The organism is Cellulomonas persica, assembly GCF_007989825.1.
GTDB classification, from domain to species: Bacteria; Actinomycetota; Actinomycetes; order Actinomycetales; family Cellulomonadaceae; genus Cellulomonas; species Cellulomonas persica.
On the sequence record NZ_BJUA01000002.1, the window covers coordinates 94,200 to 119,687 of the forward strand.

General features: G+C 74.3%; 22 protein-coding genes. 7 read left to right on the plus strand and 15 right to left on the minus strand.

What is annotated here, in order from left to right:
* The first annotated feature begins 107 nt into the window (after window positions 1–107).
* A complete protein-coding gene (locus tag CPE01_RS02230; RefSeq protein ID WP_146805251.1) occupies window positions 108–1,025 on the plus strand; it encodes a LysR family transcriptional regulator in 918 nt (305 codons plus the stop codon).
* 4 nt (window positions 1,026–1,029) lie between these two features.
* Here CPE01_RS02230 and treZ read toward each other — a convergent pair whose 3' ends face one another.
* Genes treZ through glgX form a run of 3 tightly spaced genes read right to left on the minus strand, consistent with a single transcriptional unit; the run spans window position 1,030 to window position 7,674 of the window.
* Window positions 1,030–2,874, minus strand: a complete 1,845-nt coding sequence (gene treZ / locus CPE01_RS02235) for a malto-oligosyltrehalose trehalohydrolase (protein ID WP_146805025.1) — start codon at window positions 2,872–2,874, stop codon at window positions 1,030–1,032.
* 1 nt (window position 2,875) lies between these two features.
* Window positions 2,876–5,383 (minus strand): malto-oligosyltrehalose synthase, encoded by a 2,508-nt coding sequence (gene treY / locus CPE01_RS02240; protein WP_146805026.1) that lies wholly within the window; start codon window positions 5,381–5,383, stop codon window positions 2,876–2,878.
* Entirely contained in the window at window positions 5,380–7,674 is a 2,295-nt protein-coding gene (glgX, locus tag CPE01_RS02245; RefSeq protein WP_146805027.1) for a glycogen debranching protein GlgX, read from the minus strand. The genes treY and glgX overlap by 4 nt, the downstream gene beginning before the upstream one ends.
* 150 nt (window positions 7,675–7,824) lie before the next feature.
* Between glgX and CPE01_RS02250 the strand changes: the two genes are divergently transcribed.
* The gene (locus CPE01_RS02250) at window positions 7,825–9,081 is read left to right on the plus strand and encodes an NAD(P)/FAD-dependent oxidoreductase (RefSeq protein ID WP_146805028.1); all 1,257 of its coding nucleotides are present in this window, start codon (window positions 7,825–7,827) and stop codon (window positions 9,079–9,081) included.
* Between the two features lie 23 nt (window positions 9,082–9,104).
* Here the strand turns inward: CPE01_RS02250 and CPE01_RS02255 are convergent, their stop codons facing one another.
* A complete protein-coding gene (locus CPE01_RS02255) occupies window positions 9,105–10,202 on the minus strand; it encodes a carboxylate-amine ligase (RefSeq protein WP_146805252.1) in 1,098 nt (365 codons plus the stop codon).
* Window positions 10,203–10,336: 134 nt separating this feature from the next.
* Between CPE01_RS02255 and CPE01_RS16300 the strand changes: the two genes are divergently transcribed.
* Window positions 10,337–10,792 carry a hypothetical protein gene (locus tag CPE01_RS16300; RefSeq protein ID WP_186811373.1) on the plus strand — a complete coding sequence of 152 codons (456 nt, stop codon included), beginning with the start codon at window positions 10,337–10,339 and terminating at the stop codon, window positions 10,790–10,792.
* A gap of 19 nt (window positions 10,793–10,811) precedes the next feature.
* Here CPE01_RS16300 and CPE01_RS02270 read toward each other — a convergent pair whose 3' ends face one another.
* From CPE01_RS02270 to CPE01_RS02280, 3 genes are read right to left on the minus strand one after another with little or no spacing between them, the layout of a single operon-like run.
* Window positions 10,812–11,681, minus strand: coding sequence for an ABC transporter ATP-binding protein (locus CPE01_RS02270; RefSeq protein ID WP_146805031.1), 870 nt, complete (start codon window positions 11,679–11,681; stop codon window positions 10,812–10,814).
* Window positions 11,674–12,498: an ABC transporter ATP-binding protein gene (locus CPE01_RS02275; protein WP_146805032.1), complete on the minus strand. Its 825-nt coding sequence runs from the start codon at window positions 12,496–12,498 to the stop codon at window positions 11,674–11,676. The genes CPE01_RS02270 and CPE01_RS02275 overlap by 8 nt, the downstream gene beginning before the upstream one ends.
* Window positions 12,495–13,541, minus strand: coding sequence for an ABC transporter permease (locus CPE01_RS02280; protein ID WP_186811374.1), 1,047 nt, complete (start codon window positions 13,539–13,541; stop codon window positions 12,495–12,497). The genes CPE01_RS02275 and CPE01_RS02280 overlap by 4 nt, the downstream gene beginning before the upstream one ends.
* A gap of 67 nt (window positions 13,542–13,608) precedes the next feature.
* Between CPE01_RS02280 and CPE01_RS02285 the strand changes: the two genes are divergently transcribed.
* The 4 genes from CPE01_RS02285 (at window position 13,609) to CPE01_RS02300 (ending at window position 19,064) form a co-directional block, all read left to right on the plus strand.
* Window positions 13,609–14,271 carry a TetR/AcrR family transcriptional regulator gene (locus CPE01_RS02285; protein ID WP_146805033.1) on the plus strand — a complete coding sequence of 221 codons (663 nt, stop codon included), beginning with the start codon at window positions 13,609–13,611 and terminating at the stop codon, window positions 14,269–14,271.
* Between the two features lie 304 nt (window positions 14,272–14,575).
* On the plus strand, window positions 14,576–16,294 hold the full coding sequence (locus CPE01_RS02290) for a glycosyltransferase family 2 protein (RefSeq protein ID WP_246783680.1): 1,719 nt from the start codon (window positions 14,576–14,578) through the stop codon (window positions 16,292–16,294).
* Window positions 16,291–17,022: an HlyD family efflux transporter periplasmic adaptor subunit gene (locus CPE01_RS02295; RefSeq protein WP_146805034.1), complete on the plus strand. Its 732-nt coding sequence runs from the start codon at window positions 16,291–16,293 to the stop codon at window positions 17,020–17,022. The genes CPE01_RS02290 and CPE01_RS02295 overlap by 4 nt, the downstream gene beginning before the upstream one ends.
* Window positions 17,019–19,064: a glycosyl hydrolase gene (locus tag CPE01_RS02300; RefSeq protein ID WP_146805035.1), complete on the plus strand. Its 2,046-nt coding sequence runs from the start codon at window positions 17,019–17,021 to the stop codon at window positions 19,062–19,064. The genes CPE01_RS02295 and CPE01_RS02300 overlap by 4 nt, the downstream gene beginning before the upstream one ends.
* Here CPE01_RS02300 and CPE01_RS02305 read toward each other — a convergent pair.
* From CPE01_RS02305 to CPE01_RS02340, 8 genes are read right to left on the minus strand one after another with little or no spacing between them, the layout of a single operon-like run.
* On the minus strand, window positions 19,026–19,751 hold the full coding sequence (locus tag CPE01_RS02305) for a potassium channel family protein (RefSeq protein WP_246783681.1): 726 nt from the start codon (window positions 19,749–19,751) through the stop codon (window positions 19,026–19,028). The two genes, CPE01_RS02300 and CPE01_RS02305, sit on opposite strands and share 39 nt — an antisense overlap.
* 34 nt (window positions 19,752–19,785) lie before the next feature.
* On the minus strand, window positions 19,786–20,262 hold the full coding sequence (locus CPE01_RS02310) for a pyrimidine dimer DNA glycosylase/endonuclease V (RefSeq protein ID WP_146805036.1): 477 nt from the start codon (window positions 20,260–20,262) through the stop codon (window positions 19,786–19,788).
* A gap of 1 nt (window position 20,263) precedes the next feature.
* Window positions 20,264–21,181 carry a prenyltransferase gene (locus tag CPE01_RS02315; RefSeq protein ID WP_146805037.1) on the minus strand — a complete coding sequence of 306 codons (918 nt, stop codon included), beginning with the start codon at window positions 21,179–21,181 and terminating at the stop codon, window positions 20,264–20,266.
* A complete protein-coding gene (locus tag CPE01_RS02320; RefSeq protein WP_246783682.1) occupies window positions 21,178–21,582 on the minus strand; it encodes a lycopene cyclase domain-containing protein in 405 nt (134 codons plus the stop codon). The genes CPE01_RS02315 and CPE01_RS02320 overlap by 4 nt, the downstream gene beginning before the upstream one ends.
* Window positions 21,579–21,935, minus strand: coding sequence for a lycopene cyclase domain-containing protein (locus CPE01_RS02325; protein WP_146805038.1), 357 nt, complete (start codon window positions 21,933–21,935; stop codon window positions 21,579–21,581). Before CPE01_RS02325 ends, CPE01_RS02320 begins: the two co-directional genes overlap by 4 nt.
* Complete coding sequence (gene crtI, locus CPE01_RS02330; RefSeq protein WP_146805039.1) at window positions 21,932–23,554, minus strand: phytoene desaturase family protein; 1,623 nt, start codon at window positions 23,552–23,554, stop codon at window positions 21,932–21,934. Before crtI ends, CPE01_RS02325 begins: the two co-directional genes overlap by 4 nt.
* Window positions 23,542–24,438 (minus strand): phytoene/squalene synthase family protein, encoded by an 897-nt coding sequence (locus CPE01_RS02335; protein WP_146805040.1) that lies wholly within the window; start codon window positions 24,436–24,438, stop codon window positions 23,542–23,544. The genes crtI and CPE01_RS02335 overlap by 13 nt, the downstream gene beginning before the upstream one ends.
* Complete coding sequence (locus CPE01_RS02340; RefSeq protein ID WP_146805041.1) at window positions 24,435–25,487, minus strand: polyprenyl synthetase family protein; 1,053 nt, start codon at window positions 25,485–25,487, stop codon at window positions 24,435–24,437. The genes CPE01_RS02335 and CPE01_RS02340 overlap by 4 nt, the downstream gene beginning before the upstream one ends.
* Window position 25,488: the final 1 nt, after the last annotated feature.

Below are 25,488 nucleotides of genomic sequence, written 5' to 3' on the forward strand. Positions count from 1 at the left end.
CGGTGAGACGCCGCCAGTATCGAACGCGCTGCGTCGCCGTGAGCGGTCAGGAACGGTGACGGATCTGGCAGAGTAACGATCACCAGACACGATGAGTGGAGGCTCCCGTGCTCGACCTGCGTCGTCTCGTCCTGCTGCGTGAGCTCTCGATCCGCGGCACGCTCGCCGCGGTCGCGCAGGCCATGAGCTACAGCCCGTCGGCGGTGTCCCAGCAGCTCAGCCTGCTCGAGAAGGAGACCGGGCTCGAGCTGCTGCGCAAGTCCGGGCGCGGGGTGCGGCTCACGCCGCAGGCCGAGGTGCTGGTGGCGGCCGCGGGGGAGCTGCTCGACACGATCGAGCGCGCCGAGGCGGAGGTCGCGGCGTCGCTCACCGAGGTCCGCGGTCGCGTGCGCGTCGCCGTCTTCCAGTCCGCCGCCCTCGCGCTCATGCCCGCCGCGCTGCGGCTCACCGCCCAGCGCTACCCGCAGGTGCGGGTCGAGATGGTCCAGCGGGAGCCGGAGACCGCGCTGCACGAGACGTGGGCGCGCGAGTTCGACATGGTGGTGGCCGAGCAGTACCCCGCGCACGCGGCGGCATGGCTGCCGGGGCTCGACCGGCACGAGCTGACGACGGACGCGATCCGCCTCGCGCTGCCGCCGCTCGACCATCCGATCGCGGGCGGCGCCGGCGACGGACGCCCGGTGGAGGCGCTCATCGACGCGCGCGACCTGCCGTGGGTCATGGAGCCCCGCGGCGCGGCCTCGCGGCACTTCGCGGAGCAGACGTGCCGTGCGGCGGGCTTCGAGCCCGACGTGCGCTACGAGACCGCCGACCTGCAGGCGCAGATCCGCCTGGTCGAGACCGGGAACGCGGTCGCGCTCATGCCCGACCTCGTGTGGACCGACCGCGACACGACGTGCCGTCTCGTCGAGCTGGCCGGCGGCCCGCGGCGCACCGTGTTCACCGCGCAGCGGCTCGCCGGACTGGCGTCACCGGCCGTGCGCGCGTTCCGCTCGGTGCTCGAGGAGGTCGCGGTCGCGACGTGACGGGTCAGGTCTCCGTCGCGGGCACGAGGACGGCGACCGAGCACGGTGGCAGGACGAGCCCACCCGGCCCGTGCTCCACGACGCCCCACCGAGCGGCGACGACCCAGGGCGCTCCGGTGCCGCTCGCGTCCGGAGTCGGCCGTGCGGCGCCGCGGCCGTCCCACGCGCGGGCGTGCAGCGCGTCGGGGGCGACCGTGCGCTCGTCGTCGTCCAGGTTGACCACCACGCGCGCCCGCCCGCGCCGCAGGACCAGGACGCCGCGCCACGGACCGTCGGCGGCGTCCGGCCCGTCCCACGCGAGGTCCGTGGCGGCGAGGTCGCCCGAGGCGAGGTCCGGCACGCTGCGTCGCAGGGCGACGAGCGTGCGGTACCAGTCCAGCAGGAGCGCGTGCTCGCCCTGGGTGCGCTCCGTCCGGTCGAGGACCGCCGCGTCGCGCGTCGCCGGGTCCTGCGGGTCCGGCACCTGCACCGTCCCGCCGTAGAGGTCCTGCCAGCCGTGGCCGGAGAACTCCGCGGTCCGCCCCTCGCGCACGGCCTGCGCGAGCTCGGGGTCGGCGTACGACGTGAAGAACGGGAACGGGCGGCGCGTGCCCCACTCCTCGCCCATGAAGAGCATGGGGGTGAACGGCGACAGGAGCAGCAGCGCCGCCTCGCCCGCGAGCGCGCCCGCCCCCAGCCGCTGCGAGGGGCGGTCGCCGATCGCGCGGTTGCCCACCTGGTCGTGGTTCTGCACGCACACGACGAACCGGTGGCCGTCCGTCCCGGGCGGCACCGGACGCCCCCAGTCACGTCCGCGGAACGTCGAGCGGCCCCCGTCGTGCACGAACACGCGCGTCAGGGCGTGCCGCAGCGTCGCCGGCGAGCCGAAGTCCACGTAGTACCCGTGCCGCTCACCGGTGACCAGCGCGTGGATCGCGTGGTGCACGTCGTCGGCCCACTGCGCGGTCATGCCCCAGCCGCCCTCGCTCGTCGGTGTGACCGAGACCGGGTCGTTGAGGTCGGTCTCCGCGACGAGCGACAGCGGGCGACCCAGCTCGTCGGCCAGGGTCGCGACGCGGTCCGCGAGCTCGGCGAGCAAGTGCGGCTCGGAGTCGTCGGCGAGCTCGTGCACCGCGTCGAGGCGCAGCGCGTCCACGTGGAAGTCCCGCAGCCAGCGCAGCGCCGAGTCCACGATCCACGCCCGGACGTGCGCGGAGCCCGGCTGGTCGAGATTGATCGCCGCGCCCCAGGGCGTGTGGTGCGCGTCCGTCCAGTACGGCCCGAACTCGCCCACGTACGCGCCGGTCGGCCCGAGGTGGTTGTGCACGACGTCGAGGCAGACCCCGAGGCCGTGGGCGTGCGCCGCGTCGACGAACCGTTGCAGCGCGGCCGGTCCGCCGTACGCCTCGTGCACGGCGTAGAGGCCGACACCGTCGTAGCCCCAGCCGCGGGGACCGTCGAACGGGGCGAGCGGCATGAGCTCGACGACGTCCACGCCGAGCTCGACGAGCTCCTCGAGGTGCTCGACGGCCGCGTCGAGCGTCCCCTCGGGTGTGAACGTGCCGACGTGCAGCTCGTACAGCACGCGCCCGCGCACGTCGACGCCGGCCCAGCCGTCGTCGGACCACGCGAACGCGGCCGTGTCGAACGCCCGGCTCGGTCCGTGCACGCCCTGCGGCTGCCACGCGCTGCGCGGGTCCGGTCGCGGGTCGCCCCCGTCGAGGCGCAGCGCGTAGTCGGTGCCGTGCGGGACCTCGCGGTCGTCGTGCCACCACCCGTCGTCGCCCCGTGCCAGTGCGCGCTCCTGCCCGCTGCGCGGCAGGACGAGGTCGACCCGGTCGGCGTGCGGCGCCCACACCTCGACGCGCACGTCAGCCCTCCCGCACCAGCAGCGCGACGGGCAGACGCTCCAGGAGCGGAGCCACGTGGACCACGCCGCCCGCGACGTCCCGCCCCGTGAGCACGTCGCGCCACGCCCCGTCCGGGACCGCGACCGTGTGGTCCGCCCAGCCGCCCAGCCGGTCGACCGAGGCGGCCAGGCGGGTCGCGACGACCACCACGCGCGCCTCGTCGGCCACGGTGCGCGCGTACGTGACCGCGTGCCCGGAGGAGTGGGCCAGCGGCACGTAGCCGGCGTCGGGACCGACGAACGCGTCCGGCAGGTCGCGTCGGAGCCGCAGCGCGCGCGAGGTGACCAGGAGCTTCTCGTCGGACAGGTCGCGCGGACCCGCGCCCTCGTCGAGCCGCTCCAGGCGCGCGGCCAGCGGCTCGTGGTCGACGTGCCGGCGGTTGTCGGGGTCCACGAGCGTCGGGTCGTCGACCTCCGTGCCCTGGTACACGTCGGGGACGCCCGGCAGCGTGAGCTGCACGAGCTTGGTGCCGAGCGCGGCGGCGCGGACCGCACCACGGGTGCGCTGCTCCCAGTCGGCGAACAGCGCGACGACGCCCTCGTGGGACAGTGCCGTGCGGGCCAGGTCGAGCACCGCGGCCTCGTAGCCCTCGTCGGGGGCGGTCCACCACGTGTGCGTCTTGGCCTCACGCATCGACTTGGTCAGGTACTCGACCAGGCGGTCCTCGCCGATCGGGCCCGCGGCCGTCCACGTGCCCGCGAGGGTCTGCCACAGCCACTGCTCGATGCGACCGTCGACGCGCGCGCTGCGGGCCGTCGCGGTCAGCGCGCGCACGTCGCCCACGAGCCGTGCCCACTCGTGCGGGAGCTCGCTGAGGACCCCGAGCCGGTTGCGTGTGTCCTCGCCGCGCTTGGTGTCGTGCGTCGACAGCGTCGTCATCGCGAGCGGCGAGGCGACCTGCTGGCGCGCCGCCCACGCGGACAGGTCGGACGGCGTCAGCGCGAAGCGCGCCGGCTCACCGCCCACCTCGCACAGCCCGACGAGCTGCGTCCAGCGGTAGTACGCCGTGTCCTCGACGCCCTTGGCGGTCACCGCGCCGCACGTCTGCTGGAACCGGACGACGAGCTCGTCGCGCCGCTCGCCGCGCGTCCGACCCGCGCTGCCGACCTCGCGGCCCAGCAGCAGGTCGACGACGACGTCCATGGTCGCCGCACGCTCGACGGACATGCGTGAGCGCGCGAGCGTCGCGGCGTCCTCGAGGGCGGCCGCCGCGTCGGGGTGCGTCTGCTCGCCCGGCACGACGTACGCGCGGTAGCGGTCGAACGCGACGAGCAGCTCGACGAGGCACTCGTGCAGCGCGCGCCACGTGTGGTCGCGCAGGCGCAGGTCGTCGGCGCAGATGCTCGCGGCGAGCGTCGTGAGGCGGTAGACCTCGGCGTACAGCGGACCGTCGACCACCTCGCGCTTCGCGCGCTCGACGACGTGCGCGTAGTCGTCGGACGCGTCCCCGGTGATCCGGTGCATGAGCGCGCCCAGCGGTGCGGCACCGCCCGGGTCGACGAACGTCTGCTGGATGCGCCACAGCGCGTCGTAGCCGGTGGTGCCTGCGGTGTCCCAGTCCGCCGGCAGCGCCTCGTCGCCCTCGAGGATCTTCTCGACGACGACCCACGCGCCGTCGGTCGCCTCGCGCAGACGCGCGAGGTAGCCGGCGGGGTCGGCCAGGCCGTCCGGGTGGTCGATCCGCAGGCCGTCGACCGTGCCGTCGGCGAGCAGGTCGAGCACCAGACGGTGCGTCGCGTCGAAGACCTCGGGGTCCTCGACGCGCACCGCCACGAGGGTCCCGACGTCGAAGAACCGCCGGTAGTTGAGCTCTTCGTCGGCGACCCGCCAGTACGCGAGCCGGTAGTGCTGGCGTTCGAGCAGCTCGACGAGCGGCAGGTGCTCGGTCCCGGCGCGGACCGGGAAGACGTGGTCGTGGTACCGCAGCACGGTGCGTGTGCCGTGGCCCGGCACGTCCTCCTCGGTGAGCACGAGCTCCCCGCGTGCGACCACCGCGCCGACCCGGTCACCCAGCACCGGCATGAGGACAGCGCCCTCGCCCGCGGACCAGTCCACGTCGAACCACGACGCGTACGGCGAGGCCGGTCCGTCCTCGAGCACCGACCACAGCGCGGCGTTGTGCCACACGGGCGTCGGCACCGCCATGTGGTTGGGGACCACGTCGAGCACGAGACCCAGACCGGCGTCGTGCGCGGCCGACGCGAGCCGGCGCAGCCCGTCGAGGCCGCCGAGCACCGGGGCGACCTCGTCGTGCGCGACGACGTCGTAGCCGTGCGTCGACCCCGGTGCGGCCGTGAGCACGGGCGACAGGTACACGTGCGTCACGCCGAGCGATGCGAGGTACGGCACGCGCTGCGCGACGTCGTCGAACGTGAGGTCGGCACCCAGCTGCACGCGGTACGTGGAGACGGGCACGGGGCGGCCCGGCGCCGGCAGGCGGCGCGACGGGGTCTGCCGCGCGTCGGTCACGTGGCGTCCTTCGACGTGTCGTTCGTCGTCCCGTCCGACGCGCCCTGCCCTCGCGAGCCGGAGCCGCCCGACGAGCCGGTGCGCTTGCCCGGACGGCGCTTGGGCTTGGTCGGGGTCACCTTGGCCGCCTCGCGCGCGGCCGCGGCGACCGCACCCGAGCCCGACGTGGCCGGGATCGGCGTGAGCGGCGGACGCGTCAGCACGACCATCGAGTGCCGCGCGAGCGCAAGCTCCTCGCCGGGACGCGCGATGTCGCCCGGGTCCACCTGGGAGTCCGTGTCGAGCACGGCGGTCCAGACCTCGCCGTAGTCGCTGTCCGGGATCGTGAACGACGTCGGACCGGGCTGGCCGTTGAACAGGATGAGGAACGAGTCGTCGACGATCTCCTCGCCGCGCAGGTCCGGCTCGGCGATCGCGTCGCCGTTGAGGAACACCATGACGGAGCGCGCCATCGAGTTGTTCCACTCCTCGTCGGACATGTGCGTGCCCGACGGGGCGAGCCACTCGATGTCGTGCAGGTCGGACTCGCCGCCCTTCTCGGGCGCGCCCGCGAAGAAGCGACGGCGGCGGAACACGGGGTGCTCCCGGCGCAGCTGGACGACCCGCCGCGTGAACTCGAGCAGCTCGGTGCGCTCCTCGTCGAGGTCCCAGTCCACCCACGACAGCTCGTTGTCCTGGCAGTACACGTTGTTGTTGCCCTGCTGCGTGCGGCCGAGCTCGTCGCCGTGCGCGAGCATCGGGATGCCCTGCGAGAGCAGGAGGGTGGCCAGGAAGTTGCGCTGCTGGCGGCCGCGCAGCGCGTTGATCGCCGAGTCGTCGGTCGGGCCCTCGGCGCCGCAGTTCCACGAGCGGTTCCAGCTCTCGCCGTCGCGGTTGTCCTCGCCGTTCGCCTCGTTGTGCTTCTCGTTGTAGGACACGAGGTCGCGCAGCGTGAAGCCGTCGTGCGCGGTGATGAAGTTGATGCTCGCGATCGGCAGGCGCCCGGTGTGCTCGTACAGGTCCGACGAGCCCGACAGCCGGCTCGCGAACTCGCCGAGCGTCGAGGGCTCGCTGCGCCAGAAGTCGCGCACCGTGTCGCGGTACTTGCCGTTCCACTCCGACCACAGCGGGGGGAACCCGCCCACCTGGTACCCGCCGTCGCCGACGTCCCACGGCTCGGCGATGAGCTTGACCTGCGAGACGACCGGGTCCTGGTGCACCAGGTCGAAGAACGCCGAGAGGCGGTCGACCTCGTGGAACTGCCGGGCCAGCGTCGCCGCGAGGTCGAACCGGAAGCCGTCGACGTGCATCTCGGTGACCCAGTAGCGCAGCGAGTCCATGATGAGCTGCAGCACGTGCGGCGAGCGCATGAGCAGCGAGTTCCCGGTGCCCGTCGTGTCGAAGTAGTGGGCCTTCTCGTCGTCGACGAGCCGGTAGTAGTTCGCGTTGTCGATGCCCCGGAAGCTCAGCGTGGGGCCCATGTGGTTGCCCTCGGCCGTGTGGTTGTAGACCACGTCGAGGATCACCTCGATGTCCGCGGCGTGCAGCTCCTTGACCATCGCCTTGAACTCCTGGACCTGCTGGCCCGGCTGGCGGAACGCGGCGTAGGCGTTGTGCGGCGCGAAGAAGCCGATCGTGTTGTAGCCCCAGTAGTTCGACAGGCCCTTCTCCTGCAGCGACGGGTCGTCGACGAACTGGTGCACGGGCATGAGCTCGACCGCGGTGACCCCGAGCTGCTTGAGGTGGTCGATCACGGCCGGGTGCGCCATACCCGCGTACGTGCCGCGCAGCTCCTCGGGCACCGCGGGGTGCAGCCGCGTCAGCCCGCGCACGTGCGCCTCGTAGATGACGAGCTCGTGGTACTCGTGCTCCGGCGGCCGGTCGTGGCCCCAGTCGAAGAACGGGTTGACCACGACGGAGGTCATGGTGTGCGCGGCGGAGTCGTCCTCGTTGCGCTGCTCCGGGTCGTCGAAGCGGTAGGAGTACAGCGACGGGTCGCCGTCGACCTGTCCGTGGATCGCCTTGGCGTACGGGTCCAGGAGCAGCTTCGAGGGGTCGCAGCGGTGCCCGTTGGCGGGGTCGTACGGGCCGTGCACGCGGTAGCCGTACAGCTGCCCGGGCTGCACCGCGGGCAGGTAGACGTGCCACACGAAGGCGTCGACCTCGACGACCTCGACGCGTCGCTCGGTGCCGTCGGGGTCGAGCAGGCAGAGCTCGACGCGTTCGGCGACCTCGGAGAACAGCGCGAAGTTGGTGCCGGTCCCGTCGTAGGTGGCGCCGAGGGGGTAGGGGCGTCCAGGCCAGGTGAGCATGGCGACCAATGTGCCAGCGACCGGCGAAGTCGGCAGCGGATGGGCCCCGTGAGTTCGTCACACGCGCTCGGGTTGCGTCGCGGGGCGAGGGGTTGCAGTGCGGTGCGCGACCTGGTCCGCTGAGGGTCGGGCGCGAGGTGGGAGACGGCGATGACGGGTCGAGTGGTGGTCGTGGGCGGCGGCCTGGGCGGTGCGAAGACGGTCGAGGCGTTGCGCGAGCGGGGCTTCGAGGGTTCCGTCACGCTCCTGGGTGCCGAGCGGGAGCGTCCGTACGAACGCCCGCCCCTGTCGAAGGAGTACCTGCAGGGGCAGGACGAGCGAGAGCAGGCGTTCGTGCACGCGCCCGGCTGGTACGACGAGCACGAGGTGGACCTGCGGCTCGGCGTGACGGTCGCGCGGGTCGACCGCGCGTCACGGTCGGTGGTGGACACCGCCGGGACGAGCACCGGGTACGACCACCTCGTCCTCGCGACCGGGTCGGAGCCGCGGCGCCTGGACGTGCCGGGTGCTGACCTGGACGGTGTGGTGACGCTGCGGACCATCGACGACAGCGACCGGCTGCGGTCGTCGATCGCGACGGTGGCCTCCCGCGGCGGGCGGGTGGTCGTGGTCGGCGGCGGGTGGATCGGCCTCGAGGTCGCGGCGGCCGCGCGCACCGCCGGGTGTGCCGTGACGGTCCTCGTCCGCGACTCGGCTCCGTTGCTCGCCGTGCTGGGCGAGCGCATGGCCGCCCTGTTCGCCGACCTGCACCGGGAGCACGGGGTGGACCTGCGCACGCGCGTCGCGGTTCGTTCCGTCGTGCCGGGCGACCGCGCCGACGCGCGCGGCGTGGCGGCGGTCGAGCTCACCGACGGCAGCCGGCTGGACGCCGCGCTCGTCGTCGTGGGCATCGGCGCGGCGCCGCGGTCCGGGCTCGCGCGCGACGCGGGGCTCGCGCTCGGCTCGGACGGCGGCATCGAGGTCGACGAGCACCTGCGCACGTCGGACCCGCACGTGCTGGCCGTCGGGGACCTCGCGGCCGTGGCGCACCCCTTCCTGGGCGAGCGTGTCCGCGTCGAGCACTGGGACGCCGCGCTGCACCACGGCGAGACCGTCGCGGCGACGATCACGGGCGCCGACGAGCCGTACGACCGCCTGCCGTACTTCTTCACCGACCAGTACGACCTCGGCATGGAGTACACCGGCTGGCCCGGCCGCGAGGGCTACGACGAGGTCGTCGTCCGCGGCGACGAGCAGGCGCGCGAGCTCGTCGCGTTCTGGCTGCGTCAGGGCCGGGTGGTCGCGGGCATGAACGTCAACGTGTGGGACGTGGTCGACGACGTGCAGGCCCTGATCCGTTCGCGCGCGGTCGTGCCGCGCGAACGGCTCGCGGACCCCGACGTGCCGATCGCCGACCTGCTCGGCTGACTGCCGGGCAGATCTGCCGAGCGTCAGGCGACGAGCGCCGGGGCCCCGAGCGTGCGCTGCGTCGCGCGGCGGACCACCGCGGCGTCGTCGTCGCCCCGCGCGCGCCAGGCCATCTGCTCGATCGCGCCGTTGCCGCGTCGGCGCACCTCGGCGAGCTGCCGCTCGACCGCCTCGAGGTCCCCGTTCGCGACGAGCGCGTCCCGCACGTGGTCGACGAGCTGGTCGACCACGTCGCTCGCGCGTGCCGGTCGCCACGTGAGCGGGCTGACCAGCTCGCCGGCCAGCCCCGAGCGCGCGGCGCGCCACGCGGCGGTGCGCAGCACCTCGACGCGCGGCGGGACCGGGTCGACGGGCGTGGCGACCGCGGTGTCCGCGAGCGCGCGCACGAGTGCGGCCTGCAGCGCGGCGTCCGCGGCGTCGAGGCACACGTCCGCGACGCGGACCTCGACCGTGGGGTAACGCTGCGACAGGCGAGCGTCGAAGTAGAGCATCCCGTCGTCCAGGATCGTCCCGCTCGCCAGGAGCCCGTCGACGACCGCGCGGTAACCCGCCGCGTCGCCGAACGGTGCGGTCGGGCCCGCGGTGGGCCATCGGCCCCAGACCTGCGAGCGGTAGCTCGCGTAGCCGCTCGCGACGCCCTGCCACGCGGGGGAGTTGGCGGACAGCGCGAGCAGCACCGACGTCCAGGGGCGCAGGTGGTCGAGGATCCGCACGCCCTCCTCGTCGTCGGCGACCGAGACGTGCACGTGGCAGCCGCAGGTGAGCTGCTCGTGCGCGGTCAGGCCGAACCGCGCGCGGATCTCACCGGCCCGCTTGTCCGGGATCACCGTCGGGTCGATGGCCTGGGGCGCGGTGCCGAGCGCGGCGATCCGTACGCCGACGCCCTGCGCGAGCGTGTCGACGCGCTCGCGGCCGGCCCGGATCTCGCCGAGCAGCTCGCCGAGGTCCGTGCACGGACGTGTCGAGGTCTCGACCTGCTCGCTCTTGAACTCCTTCTCGACGTCGCCGCCCGGCTCGTCGGTCCGGGGCACCTCGCGGGCGGCCAGCCCGAGCACGGCGGGCGACTGCGCTGCGGGCTCGCCCTCGGGCGTGACCAGCAGGTACTCCTCTTCGACTCCCATGGTTCGCACGCGGCAAGTCTGGGGTGAGGCGGGCGGTCCGGCGACCGGAACGGGAGGCGGTCGGCGCTCGGGTACCGGCGTGTGCAAGGAGCGCGCCGCCGACGACACGAACCCGGTGGGCGGAGGGAGCCGGTGTGCAGGCGACGACGCGTGCGGTGCTCGGCGGTGCGACGACGGTCGTGGGCGTCGTCGGCGTGCTCGTCGCGGCGCTCACCGCGTGCCAGCAGGGCGCGGGCGCGACCACCCCACGGGCGACGGCGACGGCCAGACCGGTGCCGGTCGCCGCGTCGTGCGGCGCGATCCGGCTCGGCCAGGGCGAGGAGGTGCCCGACGAGGCGTGGACGTGCCTGGACGCGGCCCTCGCGTCGGGGCGCGCGACCACGCTCGTCGTGACGCGCCCGACCGTCGAGGGCGACCCCGTCGTGCTGACCTACCGCGTCGGCGGCGACGTGCGCGGGCTCGAGATCGTCACCGACGACTCGGCGGACGCGTTCGCCGCACCGCAGGCCCGCGGCGTGCACGTCGAGCGGTGCCCCGGGACGGTGCGCGTGGTCGAGCCCCGCGACTGCCGCACGGTCGACCCGGGCTGACGGTCCTCGCCTGCGCGCCTCACGGCGTCCGGGCGCGCTCGGTGTCGAGCGCGACCATCGCCTCCTCGAGCGTGGCCGGCACGTCGCGCACGTCCGCGGCGAGGCCGGCGTCGTGCAGCACGCGCTCGACCAGGTCGCGCGGCACGGCCGCGACGCGCACGGCGCGGCCCGCGAGCATCACCGGCAGCCCGGCAGCGTCCAGCACGGCGAACACCCGCTGCCAGGACCCGGCGTCGACCGCGACCGCCGTGGTCGAGCCGGTGAGCTCGTCCTCCGACCCGGCCGCGACCACCCGGCCGTGCGACATGAGGACGAGGCGGTCGCACTGCTGGGCCTCGCTCATGTAGTGCGTCGTGACGAGCACGCCGACGCCCGCCTCGGCCTGGGCGTGCACCCGGTCCCACAGGCGCGCGCGGGCCAGCGGGTCCACGCCGGAGGTCGGCTCGTCGAGCACCAGCAGCGCGGGCCGGTGCGCGAGCGCGAGTGCGAACGCCAGCCGCCGCTGACGTCCCAGCCCGATCGCGCCGACGAGCGTGTCCGCGACCGGCACGAGCTCGGTGGGGACCTCCGGGACGTCGTACCCGTACGCCTGCGCGGCGAACACGACGTTCTCCCGCACGGTGAGGTCGTCGTACAGCCCGAGCCCCTGCGGCACGTACCCGACCTGGCGCCGGGTCGACCTGTCCGGCACCCGTCCGAGCAGCCGCAGCCCACCCGCGTCGGCCGTCGTCAGGCCGAGCAGCATGCGGATGAGCGTGGTCTTGCCGGCGCCGTTCGCGCCGAGCAGCCCGACGATCTCGCCCGGCTCGACCGACAGCGACACGTCGTCCACGGCGACGTGCGCGCCGAACCGGCGCGTGACGTGCTCGACCCGCACGAGCTCAGGCATCGGCGGCCTCCCGCGCGAGCGCGGCGGCGACCACGGCGTCCTCGAGGTCGACGTGCACGGGGTCGCCGGTCGGCGTCGCGTCGGCGGGGAACCAGGCCCGCAGCTCGCGCCCGCGGCGCCACGTCCACCGCGGGTCGTGCGCGCCGGTCGCGCGCCGGACGTGCCCGGGCGAGCGGCGCACCACCTCGTCGGGGGGTCCCTGCAGGAGCTCGCGCCCCTCGTGCAGCACCAGCACGCTCGAGGTGCGCTCGGCCTCGTCGAGGTAGGTGGTCGCGAGGACGACCGCAGCGCCGTCGGACGCGGCCTGCGCGACGAGCCGCCACAGGTCGACCCGGCTCACGGGGTCGACGCCGGTGCTCGGCTCGTCGAGCACGAGCAGGGCCGGGTCGTGCAGCGTCGCGAGGCCGAACGCGAGCTTCTGGCGCATCCCGCCGGACAGCGCGGACGCCAGCCGGTGCCGCGCGGCGTGCAGACCGGTCGCCTGCAGCAGGCGCTCACGCCGACGTTCGAGGTCGGTCCCGCGCAGCCCGTGCGCGGCCGCGACGAAGTCGACGTGCTCGTCGACCGTGAGCTCGGCCCACGTCCCGCCGCCGGTCGGCATGAAGCCGGTCGCGCGGCGACCCGGCGCGCGCACCGAGCCGCGCGTGAGCGGGACCACGCCCGCGAGCGCGCGCAGCAGCGTGGACTTGCCCGCACCGTCGCCCCCGACGACCGCGGTGACCGCACCCGCGGGGACCGCGAGGGTGACGTCGTCGAGCGCGAGCACGTCGTCGTAGCGCACGCTCACGCCGGAGGCGCCGAAGCCGGAGGCGCTCATGCGGGCACCTGCTCGCGGTCCGGCGCGCTCGCGCGGCGCGCGGGTGCGAGGTCGCGGCGGAACCGCAGGACTGCCGCACTGAACACGGCCACCGCCATGCCGGTCAGCACGACGAACGCGGGCCACAGCGAGTCGAGCCCCGCGCCGCGCAGCATGATCCCCTGCGAGACCTTGACGAACCACGTCAGCGGCAGGCAGTACCCGATCCAGGAGATCGCCGGGGGCATCGCCTGCAGCGGGAAGATGAAGCCCGACAGCAGGATCTGCGGCAGGAGCGTCATGAGCGCGACCTGGATCGCCTGTCCTTGCGTCTGCGACGCGGTCGAGATGAGCACGCCGAGCCCCAGCACGACGAACAGGAAGGTGGCCGCCGCGAGCGCGAACAGCGCGGGGCTGCCGCGGAACGGCACGCCGAAGATCCACACGCCGAGCAGCGTCACGACGAGCATGTCGAGCGAGGCCAGCAGGAAGTACGGCGCGATCTTCCCGACGATCACGTCGGCCGGCCGCAGCGGCATGACCGCGAGCTGCTCGAGCGTGCCCGTCTGCCGTTCCCGCACGAGCCCGATGCTCGTGATGATCGTGCCGACGAACGTCAGGATCAGGCCCACGAGCGCCGGGACCATCACCCAGGACGTCGTCAGGTCCGGGTTGAACAGGATCTCCGTGCGGACCTGGTCGCCCGCACGCCCCAAGGCCGCGGAGGCCGTCTGCGCGACGAACAGGCTGGACCCGTCGACGTATGCCGTGGGCGGGGTCGTGGACGTGTCGAGGACGACGTCGGCGACGTCGTCGCGCACGAGCGTGCGGGCCTCGTCGCTGCTTGCGGCGGCGTCGGTGCCCTGCACGTCGAACAGCGGGGGGAGCACCACGGCGACCTGCTCCGCCTGCGGCCCGACGACCTGCGTGCTGATCGAGTCGATCGTGAAGTTGGCGGCGTAGCCGAAGATCACGAGCAGGAGGACGGGGAGCGCGAACAGCATGGCCATCGTGCGGTGGTCGCGCCGCAGCTCGCGGAACTCCTTGACGATCATGGCCCGCATGGCGGCCTCCCGGTAGGCTCGACAAGGAATATCCTCGCACGTGGAAATCTAGGAGGCGGGTCGGGTGGTGGTCAAGCGCGACGAGGCCGGCGGTCACGAGGTCGGCGACGACGAGGCCCGCGGTGCCGAGTCGACGGCACGGCGCGGGCGGCGGCCGGGGGCGAGCACGACGAGGGACGAGATCCTCGCGGCCGCACGGCGGCAGTTCGCCGAGCTGGGGTTCCGGCGCACGAGCGTGCGCGCGATCGCACGCGAGGCCGGCGTCGACCCGAAGCTCGTCGGGCACTGGTTCGGCGGCAAGGCCGAGCTGTTCGTCGCGTCCGTCCAGCTGCCGTTCTCGCCTCGTGAGCTCGCGGACCGGATCGCGCAGGGCGACCCCGACCGGGTGGGTGAGCGCCTGGTGACCGCGCTCGTGCACGGCGTGCTCGAGGACCCCGCGGCGCGCGGTCGGGGGATCGCGCTGCTGCGCGCCGTCGCGACCGAGCCCCAGCTCGCGCCGCTGCTGCGTCGCCTCGTCGTCGCCGAGGTGCTGACGCCGGTCGCGCGCGCGATCGGCGCCGACCACGCCGAGGTGCGCGCGTCCCTCGTCGCGAGCCAGATGGTCGGGCTCCTGATGATGCGGCACGTGGTCGAGCTCGGCCCGTTGGTCGAGCGCGGCCCGGACGAGCTCGTGGCGCTCGTCGCGCCGACGGTGCAGCGCTACCTCACGGGCGAGCTGCCCTTGGCCTGACCGTCCGGGCGCCCGCTGCGGCGTCCGGGTGACCCCGTCGGACCCTGTCGGGTGGTCCCGAGCATCCGCCAGTCGGGCGTCCGTGTCGCCAGATGGGCGGTGTGCGGGGCGTTGACCTGCGATGTCGCCGAGTGTGACGTGGACCACACTGGGACAGGATGGACAGATCGCCCGAACCGTCCGTTAGCGTCGAGTCACACCACGGAGGCCCCGCTTCCGTGATCCTGGCGCCACCGCCGCCGTCACAACGGCACCGGTGGGTCCACCTCCGGTGCCGCTCTCGGGCACGACGGAGGGGGACCAGATGACCACGACGTTCGACCGGCTCGTCCTCGAGCCGCGCCGCACCGACGAGCCGCAGGCGCGGTCCGCGCGGTCGACCGAGAGCCAGGCGGCGCAGAGCCCCTCGCTCGTCCTCATGGTGCTGCTCGCGAGCGCGGGCATCGTCGTCTACGCGGTGTTCCTGCTCAACCCCGACAACCGTGGCGACTGGCTGCCGTACTCGATGGTCATCGCCGCCGAGACGGTCCTCGTCGTGCACGCCCTGCTGGCGATGTGGACCGTGCTCTCGGCCGGGCACGACCCGCGCTCGTTCGCGTTCCACCACGCGCAGGACCGCATGTACGACGTCGCGGACATCGTGCGTGCCGGCGTCGAGGACCGGCCGCACGAGTGGCAGATGTACCTCGGCAACCGTCCGGTCGAGGTCGACGTGTTCATCACGACCTACGGCGAGGACCTCGAGACCATCCGGCGCACGGTCACCGCGGCGCTCGCGATGCAGGGCCGGCACCACACGTGGGTGCTCGACGACGGCCGGTCCGACGAGGTCCGCGACCTCGCCGCCGCGCTCGGCGCACGCTACGTGCGCCGGCTGTCGAGCAACGGCGCCAAGGCCGGGAACATCAACCACGCGCTCTCGATCGCGCACGGCGACGTGTTCGCCGTGCTCGACGCCGACTTCGTGCCGCGGCCGAACTTCCTGCACGAGACCGTGCCGTTCTTCTCCGACGACGCCGTGGCGTTCGTGCAGACCCCGCAGACCTACGGCAACCTGCACACCGTCATCTCCAAGGGTGCGGGGTACATGCAGGCGGTCTTCTACCGCTTCATCCAGCCCGGCCGGAACCGGTTCAACGCGGCGTTCTGCGTCGGGACGAACGTCGTGTTCCGACGCGCGGCGATCGACTCGGTCGGCGGGATCTACTCGGACTCGAAGTCCGAGGACGTGTGGACCTCGCTCATGCTGCACGAGAAGGGCTGGCGGACGGTCTACATCCCCGACACGCTCGCCGTGGGCGACACCCCCGAGACCATCGAGGCGTACTCCAAGCAGCAGCTGCGGTGGGCCACGGGCGGCTTCGAGATCATGCTCACGCACAACCCGCTGCGCCGGAAGCACCCGCTCACGCTCGACCAGCGGCTGCAGTACACGGTCACGGCCACGCACTACCTCACCGGGATCGCGCCGCTGCTGCTGCTGCTCGTGCCGCCGCTGCAGATCTACTTCGACCTGACGCCGATGAACCTCACGATCACGCCGCTCACCTGGGCGCTGTACTACGCGGGGTTCTACGTCATGCAGATCTTCCTGGCGTTCTACACGCTCGGCTCGTTCCGCTGGCAGGTGCTCCTGCTCGCCTCGGTCTCGTTCCCGATCTACACGCGCGCGCTCGTCAACGCGGTGCTGCGCCGGGACCAGGCATGGCACGTCACGGGCGCCAAGGGCGCCTACCGCTCGCCGTTCGCGTTCATCACGGCGCAGGTGCTGTTCTTCGAGCTCCTCGCGCTGACCACCGTGGTCGGCATCTGGAAGGACGTCTCGAACGGCTACCCGAGCCTGGCCGTCGCCTGGAACGCGACCAACACCGTGATCCTCGGCGGCTTCGTGCTGACCGCCTGGCGCGAGGCCCGCGTCGGGCGGCGCGAGGCGCGCGCCGCCCGTCGCGCAGCCGCCGCGCAGGCACGCCACCTGACGACCGACGCCCCCGCGCTCGCCCTGACCACCGGAGGTGCCGCATGACCTGGCGCGTACGACTCAAGCTCTTCGTGGGCACGATCCTCGTCCTGCTGATCGCGGCCTACGCCACCTACCACGTCAACGAGACGCGCAGCATCGCGGCCAGCGACTCCGCGCAGATCCTCGGGCAGACCTACGTCGTCGGGACGCCGTACGCGGGCCTCGTCGTCGCCTCGCACGCGGCGGTCGGTGACGAGGTCGCCCAGGGCGACCCGCTGTTCGTGCTCGACTCCGCCGCGCTCGACCGTGACCTGTCGCTCGGGACGGTCAGCACCGCCGGCCAGGCCACGACGATCGACGCGGACGGCAACCTCGTCGTCCTCGCGACTCAGGACGGCACGGTGACCGAGCTCAACGCGCGGCAGGGCACGTTCGTCTCCGCGGCCGACCATCTGGCGACCGTGCAGATCGCCGGCTCGCTGTACGTGCAGGCCGAGTACACGCTCTCGCCCAAGGAGTACGCGCGGGTGCCCGACGACGCGGCCGTGACGATCGAGCTGCCGAACACCGCGACGCTGGCCGGCCACGTCGAGCGCGTGCAGGTGACGACCGTGGGCGGCAAGGCGCTCGCGCTCGTGACCGTGGTGTCCGACGAGCTCGTGGACGGCGACCAGAACGGCCTCGTCGGCTCCGGCACGCCCGTGCAGGCCCAGCTCGCGCTGGACAACGACGGGGTGGTGACGACCGTCTCCGACGCCGTGACGTCCTACGTGCGGGGGATCTTCGGGTGACCCGCCGCGCATGGCTGGTGTCCGCCGTCGTCGTGCTCGCCGCCCTCGTCGGGGTCGCGGTCGCCTATGCAGCCGCGGGCCGCGACGACCCGTCGACCACTCCGAGCGTGGCGGCCCCCGTCGGACCGCACGACGCACGCGTGCCGGAGCCGGACGTCGCCGCGCTCGTCGCGCAGGTGCCGGCCCGGCAGGTCGCCACGCTCCCGGACGCGCGGGTCGACGACGCCGTCCTGCCGCAGACGAACCGCTGGTACAGCGGGCTGGTGTTCGGCGACCAGCCGGTGTTCGCCCAGCCGCTCTCGTTCCAGCTCACGGCGTCCGGCTTCACGCTCGGGCTGCCCCGACCCGTCGGGACGGCGACCACGGTCGCCGCGCCCCACGTGCCGGCGCTGACCGTCGACGTCGGGGCGACCCGCGCCGTCGTGAGCGCGGCGGACCCGGTCGCGGTGACCCTCGCCCTGCTCGACGACCGGGGTGAGGTGCTCGGCCACGTCGCACTCGCGGAAGGGTCACCCGTCGTGACGTTCACCGCGGCGAGGGACCTCACCGTGCGCACCGAGGGTGGGCTCAGCGCGACGCCCGACGGCCCCTCGACGGCACGCGGCGAGGTGGGCGGCACCGACTGGGCCGTGCAGGCGCCGTCCTTCGACGCGGGGGCGACGGCGGTGGCCGCCGGTGAGGTCGTCGGGTGGTACGCGCTCCCGGCCGACGCGACGAGCGCGGCCGAGCGCGCACTCGCGGACGCCGCCCAGCATCCCGTGCAGGGCGTCGACGTGACGTACGGCGTCGACGAGCGGGTCGCGCGCACCACGCTCACCTACCGGACCGCGGGCGGCGACGGGGCGTACGTGCTCGCGCCGCACCACCGCGCGGGCGACCAGCCCGAGCGGGACGGCTGCGGGCTGGGGGAGTACGCGAGCCTCGGCGGGCCGCTCGAGCTGTGCGCGGGATCGCGGCTCGACGCCTTCGCACCGACCGTCGAACCCGCGCCCGTGCCGGACGTCGCGGACGCCTCGTCGCACGAGCGACAGGCGATCCTCACCGCGCTCGCCGACGACGTCGCCTCCACACCCGACTTCCCCTCCGACACGTACTTCGGCGGCAAGGCCCTCTTCCGGGCCGCCACGCTCGTCGTCCTGGGTGAACAGCTCGGCGCGACCGACCAGGTCGCCGACCTGCGCACCCGCACCGAGGACGCGCTGCGGGAGTGGACCCAGCCCGACGGGTGCGGGCAGCGGGAGGCGCGCTGCTTCGTCTACGACCCGGACGCGCGCTCCGTCATCGGTCTCACGCCGTCGTTCGGGTCCGACGAGCTCAACGACCACCACTTCCACTACGGCTACCTGCTCGCCGCGGGCGGGCTCCTGGCCGCGGACGACCCGGCGCTCGCGGACGACCTCGCCCCCGTGCTCGACCTGCTCGCCACCGACGTGGCGGCAGGCACCGCGAGTGACGACCTGCCCCAGCTGCGCACGTTCGACCCGTACAGCGGGCACTCGTGGGCGTCGGGGAGCGCACCGTTCGCCGACGGCAACAACCAGGAGTCCAGCTCGGAGGCCGTCAACGCGTGGAACGGGCTCGGGCTGTGGGCGCAGGCCTCGGGCCAGGACGACCTGCTCGCGCAGGCGACCTGGCTGGCGTCGACCGAGTCGGCCGCCGCGCGCACCTACTGGACGGCGCCCGCACCCGTCCCGGGGTTCGAGCACGAGATCGTCTCCCTGGTGTGGGGCGGCAAGCGCGACTACGCGACGTGGTTCAGCCCGGAGCCGAGCGCGATCCTCGGCATCCAGCTGATCCCCATGGGTCCCGCCCAGGCCGCGCTCGCCGAGGGCGTCGACCCGCAGCGGATCCGGCACGCCGTCGTGGAGGCGGGTGCCGACGGGACCGCGCCGACCTTCGGCGGGTACGTGCTCGCCTACCTCGCGCTCGCGGGTGACGACGACGCCGCCGAGGCGTGGGAACGCCTCCTGGCGATCCCGGCCGACGCGGTGGACGACGGGACGTCACGCGCCGCGCTCCTCGCGTTCGTCGCCGCGCGGTGAGGGCGACGAGGGGCCGCGCCACGCGGCGACGAGGCGCGCGACGATCGTGACGAGGTAGATCTGCGCGAGCAGCGCCTCGAACGTCGCGAGCCCGCGGCCGGCGTACGTCGCGGCGGTCAGGTCGCCGTATCCGAGCGTCGTCAGCGTCGTGAACGAGAAGTACTGCAGCGACCGGCCGTCGGACGGCGCGCCGTCCGCGAAGAACGGCGGGTCGAGCCACGCGACCACGCCGAACACGTGCGTGAACATGATGCCGAGCAGGAGGTACCCGGACAGCGCCGCCGCGATCGACCGCAGCGTGACCGCCCGCTGCTCGAGCACGCGCGCGAGGACCACGACGAGCGTGAAGCAGACCACCGCGGCGAGCGTCGCGTCGACGACCGCCACGGCGTCCCGCTCGGGCAGGAGGACGAGCGCGACGACGGTCGCGACGAGGCCCACGCCGACGACCGTGCGCACCAGGGTGCGCATGCGCGGCGACGGCACCGACGTCCGGACTGCGAGCACGAGGCTGCCGAGCAGCAGCACCGCGACCGCGACCTGCGCCCAGGTCCCCGAGGAGACCGCGAAGAGCACGTAGCTCACCGAGAGGAGGACGAGCACGAGTCCGTACAGGTCCGGACCCACCTCGCGGCGCCCGCGCGGACCCTGCCTCGCCTCGTCGGCCGTGCCAGCGGCGTCGCTCACGGGACCCTCCGTGTCCGGCTGTGCTGTCCGGAGGCTACCGCCGGGAGCGCCTGCGCGCCGTGCGAGGGTGGGTCCGCTCCCAGGCCGCGACGTCGCCCGGTACGACGACGAAGCTCGGGTGGGCACGCAGCGGGTCGGCGCGCAGACGGACGGCGTCCGCGGGTGAGCGTGCGTCGAGCTTGGCGAGCAGGTGCGTGCGTTCGTACGCGAGCTGGCCGGTGGTGACGACGAGCTGTGCGTCGACGAGCGCCGGGTCGCCCGTGCGCGGCGCCACGACACGTGAGCGGTCGAACCGGTACCCGCGGGCGTCGGCCTCGTCGGCGAGCAGCTCGAGGTAGGCGCCGATCGCCGCGAGCGGGTCGGTGCTCGCGCGGAAGCGCTCGAGCTGCGGGTGGCGCCCGTAGCCACCCTCCGGCCGGCGCAGCGCCGCCTGGGCGAGCAGCCCCTCGCGCCACCCGGCGACGAGCCCGATCCGGTCGAGGTGCGCGGGGTGCAGGGACCACACGCGCACGTCAGCCGCCCCCGGCGAGAGCCGCGACGATCAGGCCCTGCGTGAGCGCGAACCCCGCGACGAGGTTGAGCCACAGGAAGCGTCGCCACCCGCGGTTGGCCTGCTCGCACTCCTCGTCCTCGATCGACCGGAACGGCAGGATCGAGACGAGGTACGCCACGGGGATCGCCGCGGCCAGCGCCGTGGGCCATCCGGCGGTGAGCAGCAGGACGCTCGCCAGCGCGTAGCCGCCGACGGCGAGCCGGACCGTGCGTCGTGCGCCCAGGACGGTCGCGATCGAGCCGATGCCGGCGCTCCGGTCGGCGCGCACGTCCTGCACGGCACCGAACGCGTGCGACGCGCACGCCCACGCGAAGAACGCGAGCAGGCTCGCGACGACCGGCCACGACCACGTGCCGCCCGCGAGCGTCACGCCGAGCACCGCAGGGCTGACGAAGTGCGTGGCCGAGGTCACCGAGTCCACACCCGGGCGCTCCTTGAAGCGCAGGCGCGGCGCGGAGTAGGCGACGACCGCGAACACGCTCACGGCCAGCACCAGCAGGGACGCGGCACTGCCCGCCGCGATCGCGAACGCGGCCAGGGCGACGACGAACGGCGCGCTCGTGACCACGGCGGCGACCACGGTGGTCCGGTGCCAGCGCGTGTCGAGCACCACGCCCTCGACGCCGCCCTTGCGCGGGTTCGCCAGGTCGGACTCGTGGTCCCAGACGTCGTTGAGGCCGTACATCAGGAGGTTGTACGGGACGAGGAAGAACAGCGTCCCGACGACGAACGCCGCGTCGACGTGGCCGCCCGCGAGCAGGTATGCGGCCGCGAACGGGTAGGCGGTGTTGATCCAGCTCAACGGGCGCGACGAGCCGACGACCTGGCGCACGCCCGCGCGCCGGTCGGTGCCGTGCGCGAGCTGGGTCGCGGTCATCGGTGCACCTCCGGCAGGCGAGCGGCCCCTGCGGGCGCGGTGTCGACGAGCCGGGGCGTGCCCGGTGCGCCCGCCGCGTCGCGCACGCGAGCCCGGCCCTCCAGCAGGGCGGCGAGCGAGGGGAGCAGGAGCGCCGTGGCGACCGGCCACGCCAGGTCCTCGACCGGCGCCAACCCGATGCGAAGCCCGACCAGCGCGGACTCGTCGTACCGGAACAGGTCGGCGGCGACCATCGCGCTGTCGAACACCACCGTGAGCACGAGGAGCACGAGCGCGGTCAGCACGGTGACGGCCACGAGCCGCGACGGTGCGCGACCACGCCGACGCTCGGTCGCGACGGCCACCGCGGTGACGGCCGAGCACGCGAGCACGACGACCACCGCGAGCGAGGCGTACGTCATGACCCGGTCCCCGCGCGTGCGGTGCCGACGCGGCGTGCGAGCACGTGCCCGACGCCCCCGGCGACGACGAGCGTCACGTACGACAGGAACGCGACGAAGACGACCTCCTCGAGCGGCAGGTGCGGCGCGAGCCACACGCCGAGCAGCGCGTCGCTCGCCCCGCGCCCGTAGAAGCCGAGCGCGATCGCGGCCAGGTCCCAGGCCAGCAGCAGCGCCGACCCCACGCCCACGAGCACGAGCGTGCGACGGCCGGCGCCGGGCACGTCACGCCACGCCGCGAGCCGCCAGCGGCGGTCGAGCAGCGCGACGCCGACGGCCGACAGCGCGAGGCACGCGAGGTACATCCCGCTCATGCCCGCACCCCGGGTCGCTCGGCCGCGGGCTCCGGCAGCGGCGCGCCCGAGGTGTCGCCCCGCAGGCGCTTGACCACGAGCTCTGCGCTGATGAGGCACATGGGCAGCCCGATGCCGGGGAGCGTCGACCCACCCGCGTACAGCAGTCCCGCGACGCGCGACGACACGTTGCGACCGCGCAGGAACGCGCTCTGCCGCAGCGTGTGGGCGGGCCCGAGGGCACCGCCGCGCCACGAGGACAGGTCGCGCGCGAAGTCCGTCGGCCCCACCGTGCGCCGCACGACGACGCGCGACGCGAGGTCGGGGATCTGCGCCCAGGACGCGAGCATGTCGATCGCGGTGTCCGCGACGCGCTCCACGGCCGGGTCGCCGGCGCCGTCGAGCCCACCCCCGCCGAGCGTGGCGTCGGCCGGGACCGGCACCAGGACGAACAGGTTCTCGTGGTCGGCCGGCGCCACGCCCTCGTCGGTCCGCGACGGGGCGCACACGTAGAACGACGCAGGATCGGGGACGCGCCGACGCCGCCCGAGCACGGCGTCGAAGTTCGCGCGCCAGTCGCGCGTGAACAGCATCGTGTGGTGCGCGAGCTGCGGGACGCGCCCGCGCACCCCGAGGTGCACCAGGACCGCGCCCGGACCGGGGTCGCGCCGCCGCCACCAGCGCTCCGGGTACGTGGCCAGGCGCGGGGGGAGCAGCGCGGTCTCGAGGTGGTGCAGGTCGCCCGCCCCCACGACCAGGTCGGCGGGCAGCACCTCGCCGCCGGCGAGCTCGACGCCCGTGACCTCGTGCCGCGGCCCGCGGCCGCGTGCACCCGCGAGCGGGGCGGTGCGGACGGCCACCACGCGCGACGAGGTCCGCACGCGCACGCCGACGCGCGTCGCGCAGCGCAGCACCGCGTCGATCACCGCGCCGAACCCGCCGCGCGGGTAGAGCACGCCCTCGGTCAGGTCGGCGTGGCTCATGAGGTGGTACAGGCTCGGCGCGCGCTCGGGCGAGGTGCCGAGGAACACCGCGGGGTAGCCGAGCACCTGACGCGCACGCGGGTCGGCGAACCGGTCCGCGACGAACCGCTCGAGCGACGTGCCGAGCAGGCGCGCGAGCCGCGGCGCGCGACGCAGCAGGTCACGGCGCACCAGGCTCGTCGGGCGGGCGAACGTGGCGTACAGGAAGTGCTGCAGCGCGAGGTCGTACGCCTCACGCGACGAGTCGAGGTAGGACGCCAGCGCGGCGCTCGACCCGGGCTCGAGCGCCTCGAACGCCTCGTGCGCCGCACCCGTCCTGACGTCGACCGACGACGGACCACCGGCACCGTCGCCCTCGAAGAACACCCGGTAGGCGGGGTCGAGGCGCACGAGGTCGAGCTCGTCGGACGTGCTCGTGCCGCACAGCCGGAAGAAGTGGTCGAACACCTCGGGCATGAGGTACCACGACGGGCCCAGGTCGAACGAGAAGCCCTCGTGCCGCCAGGTCGCGGCGCGGCCGCCGACGTGCGGCTGCTGCTCGACGACCACGGTGTCGTACCCCTCGCGGGCCAGCAGCGCGGCCGTGGCCAGCCCCGCGATGCCGGCGCCGATCACGACGGCCCGCGGCCTCCCGGCGTGCGGCGTCACGAGCGCCATCCCGCGGGCAGGAGAGTGCGCGCGACGACGAGCGCCTTCGTCGGCGCGGGGACCCGCACGCGCTCGCGCGCGATCCGCTCGGCGGGTGTCGCGCGCAGCCGGGCCGAGAGCGCCGAGAACAGGTCGTGCGCGGCACGTACACCGCGTCGGCTCGAGCGGGGCAGCGCGGCGATCGCGGGCGCAGCGGCCGCCAGGTCGGCGTCGATGTCGTCGAGCGCCGCGTCGCGCTGCGCGTCGGTGAGCGTCCCGAACGCCGTCCCCGGCAGGTACTGGCGACCGAGCTGGTCCTGGTCGGCGGCGAGGTCACGCAGGAAGTTGACCTTCTGGAACGCGGCGCCGAGGCGACGGGCTCCGGGCGCCAGACGCTCGTAGCCGTGCGCCGCGAGCTCGGGACCGGCGTCCGGGGCACCCACGAAGACCCGCAGGCACATGAGTCCGACGACCTCTGCCGAGCCGTAGACGTAGGCGTCGAGGGACGCCTCGTCGTGCCGTGCTGCGTGCAGGTCGGTGCGCATCGAGGCGAAGAACGGGTGGACCAGGTCGGGTCCGATGTCGTGCTCGCGCGCGGTCGCGGCGAACGCGTGCACGACGAGGTTCGTCGAGAACCCGGTGTCGAGCGCCGCGATCGTGTCCGCCTCGAGCGCGTCGAGGTACGCGGCGCGCTGCTCGTCGGACAGGTCGAGGTCCGCGGCGTCGACGATCTCGTCGGCGATCCGGACCAGGCCGTAGACGGTGCGCACATGGCCCCGTACGGGCTCGCGCAGCAGGCGGCACGCGCGCGCGAACGACGTCGAGTACTCGCCGACGACCGTGGCCGCGGCGGTGGCGGCCGCGTGCCCGTAGCGCTGCGCGCCGCCCTCGGGGACGTGCGCCGCCGCGCTCATGCCGCCCGCCAGACGGTGTCGTCGACGAGCGCGTGCAGGCTGTGCAGCACCGCCTCGGGAAGGTGCGCGTCGCGCGCGAGCGCCTGGGCCGCCGCGAGGTGGTCGGCGACCAGCCCGGTGACGTACGCGCGGGAACCGTACCGCTCGAGCTGGTCGCGCACCTCGCGCGCCCGTCCCGGCGTGAGGGCTGGGTCGCCGAACGCGTCCTCGACGAGCGCCCAGGCCCGGGTCGTGCGGGCGTGCGCGACGATCGCGGTCATCTTGCCCTCGCGCAGGTCGCTCATCGTGCTCTTGCCGGTGGTCGCCTCGTCGCCGAAGACACCGAGCAGGTCGTCCTGCAGCTGGAACGCGGTGCCGACGAGGCGGCCGACGCGGTCGAGCGCGGTCACGGTGTCGTGGCCCGCGCCCGCCAGCAGCGCGCCCGCGCACAGCGGGAGCGAGAACGAGTACACCGCGGTCTTCAGCTCGGCGACGGCGAGCGCGTCGGCGACGGTCGGGTCGTCGACGCCCAGCGTGAGCCGGACGTCGTGCAGCTCGCCGGCGGCGGACAGCGCGACCGTGCGGTCGAGCAGCGCGAGCAGCGCGTCGACGACGTGCGCGGGGGCCGGCACGGTCGCGAACGCCCGCGTGGCGGCGACGAGCGCGAGGTCGCCCGCGAGGATCCCCGCGGCGCGTCCGTAGCCGCGCGCTGCCGAGCCGGACGCGCCGGCGTCGACCGCGCGTGCGGTGAACGTGCCCGAGACGTTGGGACGTCCGCGCCGCACGTCGTCGTGGTCGATCACGTCGTCGTGCACGACGAACGCGGCGTGCAGGAGCTCGACGGCGTCGGCGAGCTGTGCGCACGCGCGCTCGTCGGCGCCGCCCAGAGCGGCGCAGGCGACGCGCATCAGGTGAGGACGGACGCCACGACCTCCCCGGGTCGCGTCAGCCGCCGCGGTCCACAGGGCTTGTGCCTCGTCGTCGTGCGGGAGCAGGCCGGGTCCGCGGCGGAACGCCTCGAGGGGCGCCGGTGCGGTCGGGGCGTCGGCGGGGCTCATCAGCGTCGTCATG

Bases quoted from the DNA above. Each gene is read 5' to 3' on its own strand.
- CPE01_RS02320 (WP_246783682.1), bottom strand. From the start codon at position 21,582: ATGACGTACGCCTCGCTCGCGGTGGTCGTCGTGCTCGCGTGCTCGGCC.
- CPE01_RS02270 (WP_146805031.1), bottom strand. From the start codon at position 11,681: ATGCCTGAGCTCGTGCGGGTCGAGCACGTCACGCGCCGGTTCGGCGCG.
- CPE01_RS02250 (WP_146805028.1), top strand. From the start codon at position 7,825: ATGACGGGTCGAGTGGTGGTCGTGGGCGGCGGCCTGGGCGGTGCGAAG.
- CPE01_RS02255 (WP_146805252.1), bottom strand. From the start codon at position 10,202: ATGGGAGTCGAAGAGGAGTACCTGCTGGTCACGCCCGAGGGCGAGCCC.
- CPE01_RS02275 (WP_146805032.1), bottom strand. From the start codon at position 12,498: ATGAGCGCCTCCGGCTTCGGCGCCTCCGGCGTGAGCGTGCGCTACGAC.
- CPE01_RS02335 (WP_146805040.1), bottom strand. From the start codon at position 24,438: ATGAGCGCGGCGGCGCACGTCCCCGAGGGCGGCGCGCAGCGCTACGGG.
- CPE01_RS02315 (WP_146805037.1), bottom strand. From the start codon at position 21,181: ATGACCGCGACCCAGCTCGCGCACGGCACCGACCGGCGCGCGGGCGTG.
- CPE01_RS02340 (WP_146805041.1), bottom strand. From the start codon at position 25,487: ATGACGACGCTGATGAGCCCCGCCGACGCCCCGACCGCACCGGCGCCC.
- CPE01_RS02280 (WP_186811374.1), bottom strand. From the start codon at position 13,541: ATGCGGGCCATGATCGTCAAGGAGTTCCGCGAGCTGCGGCGCGACCAC.
- crtI (WP_146805039.1), bottom strand. From the start codon at position 23,554: ATGGCGCTCGTGACGCCGCACGCCGGGAGGCCGCGGGCCGTCGTGATC.
- CPE01_RS02325 (WP_146805038.1), bottom strand. From the start codon at position 21,935: ATGAGCGGGATGTACCTCGCGTGCCTCGCGCTGTCGGCCGTCGGCGTC.
- glgX (WP_146805027.1), bottom strand. From the start codon at position 7,674: ATGCTCACCTGGCCTGGACGCCCCTACCCCCTCGGCGCCACCTACGAC.
- CPE01_RS02290 (WP_246783680.1), top strand. From the start codon at position 14,576: ATGACCACGACGTTCGACCGGCTCGTCCTCGAGCCGCGCCGCACCGAC.
- CPE01_RS02295 (WP_146805034.1), top strand. From the start codon at position 16,291: ATGACCTGGCGCGTACGACTCAAGCTCTTCGTGGGCACGATCCTCGTC.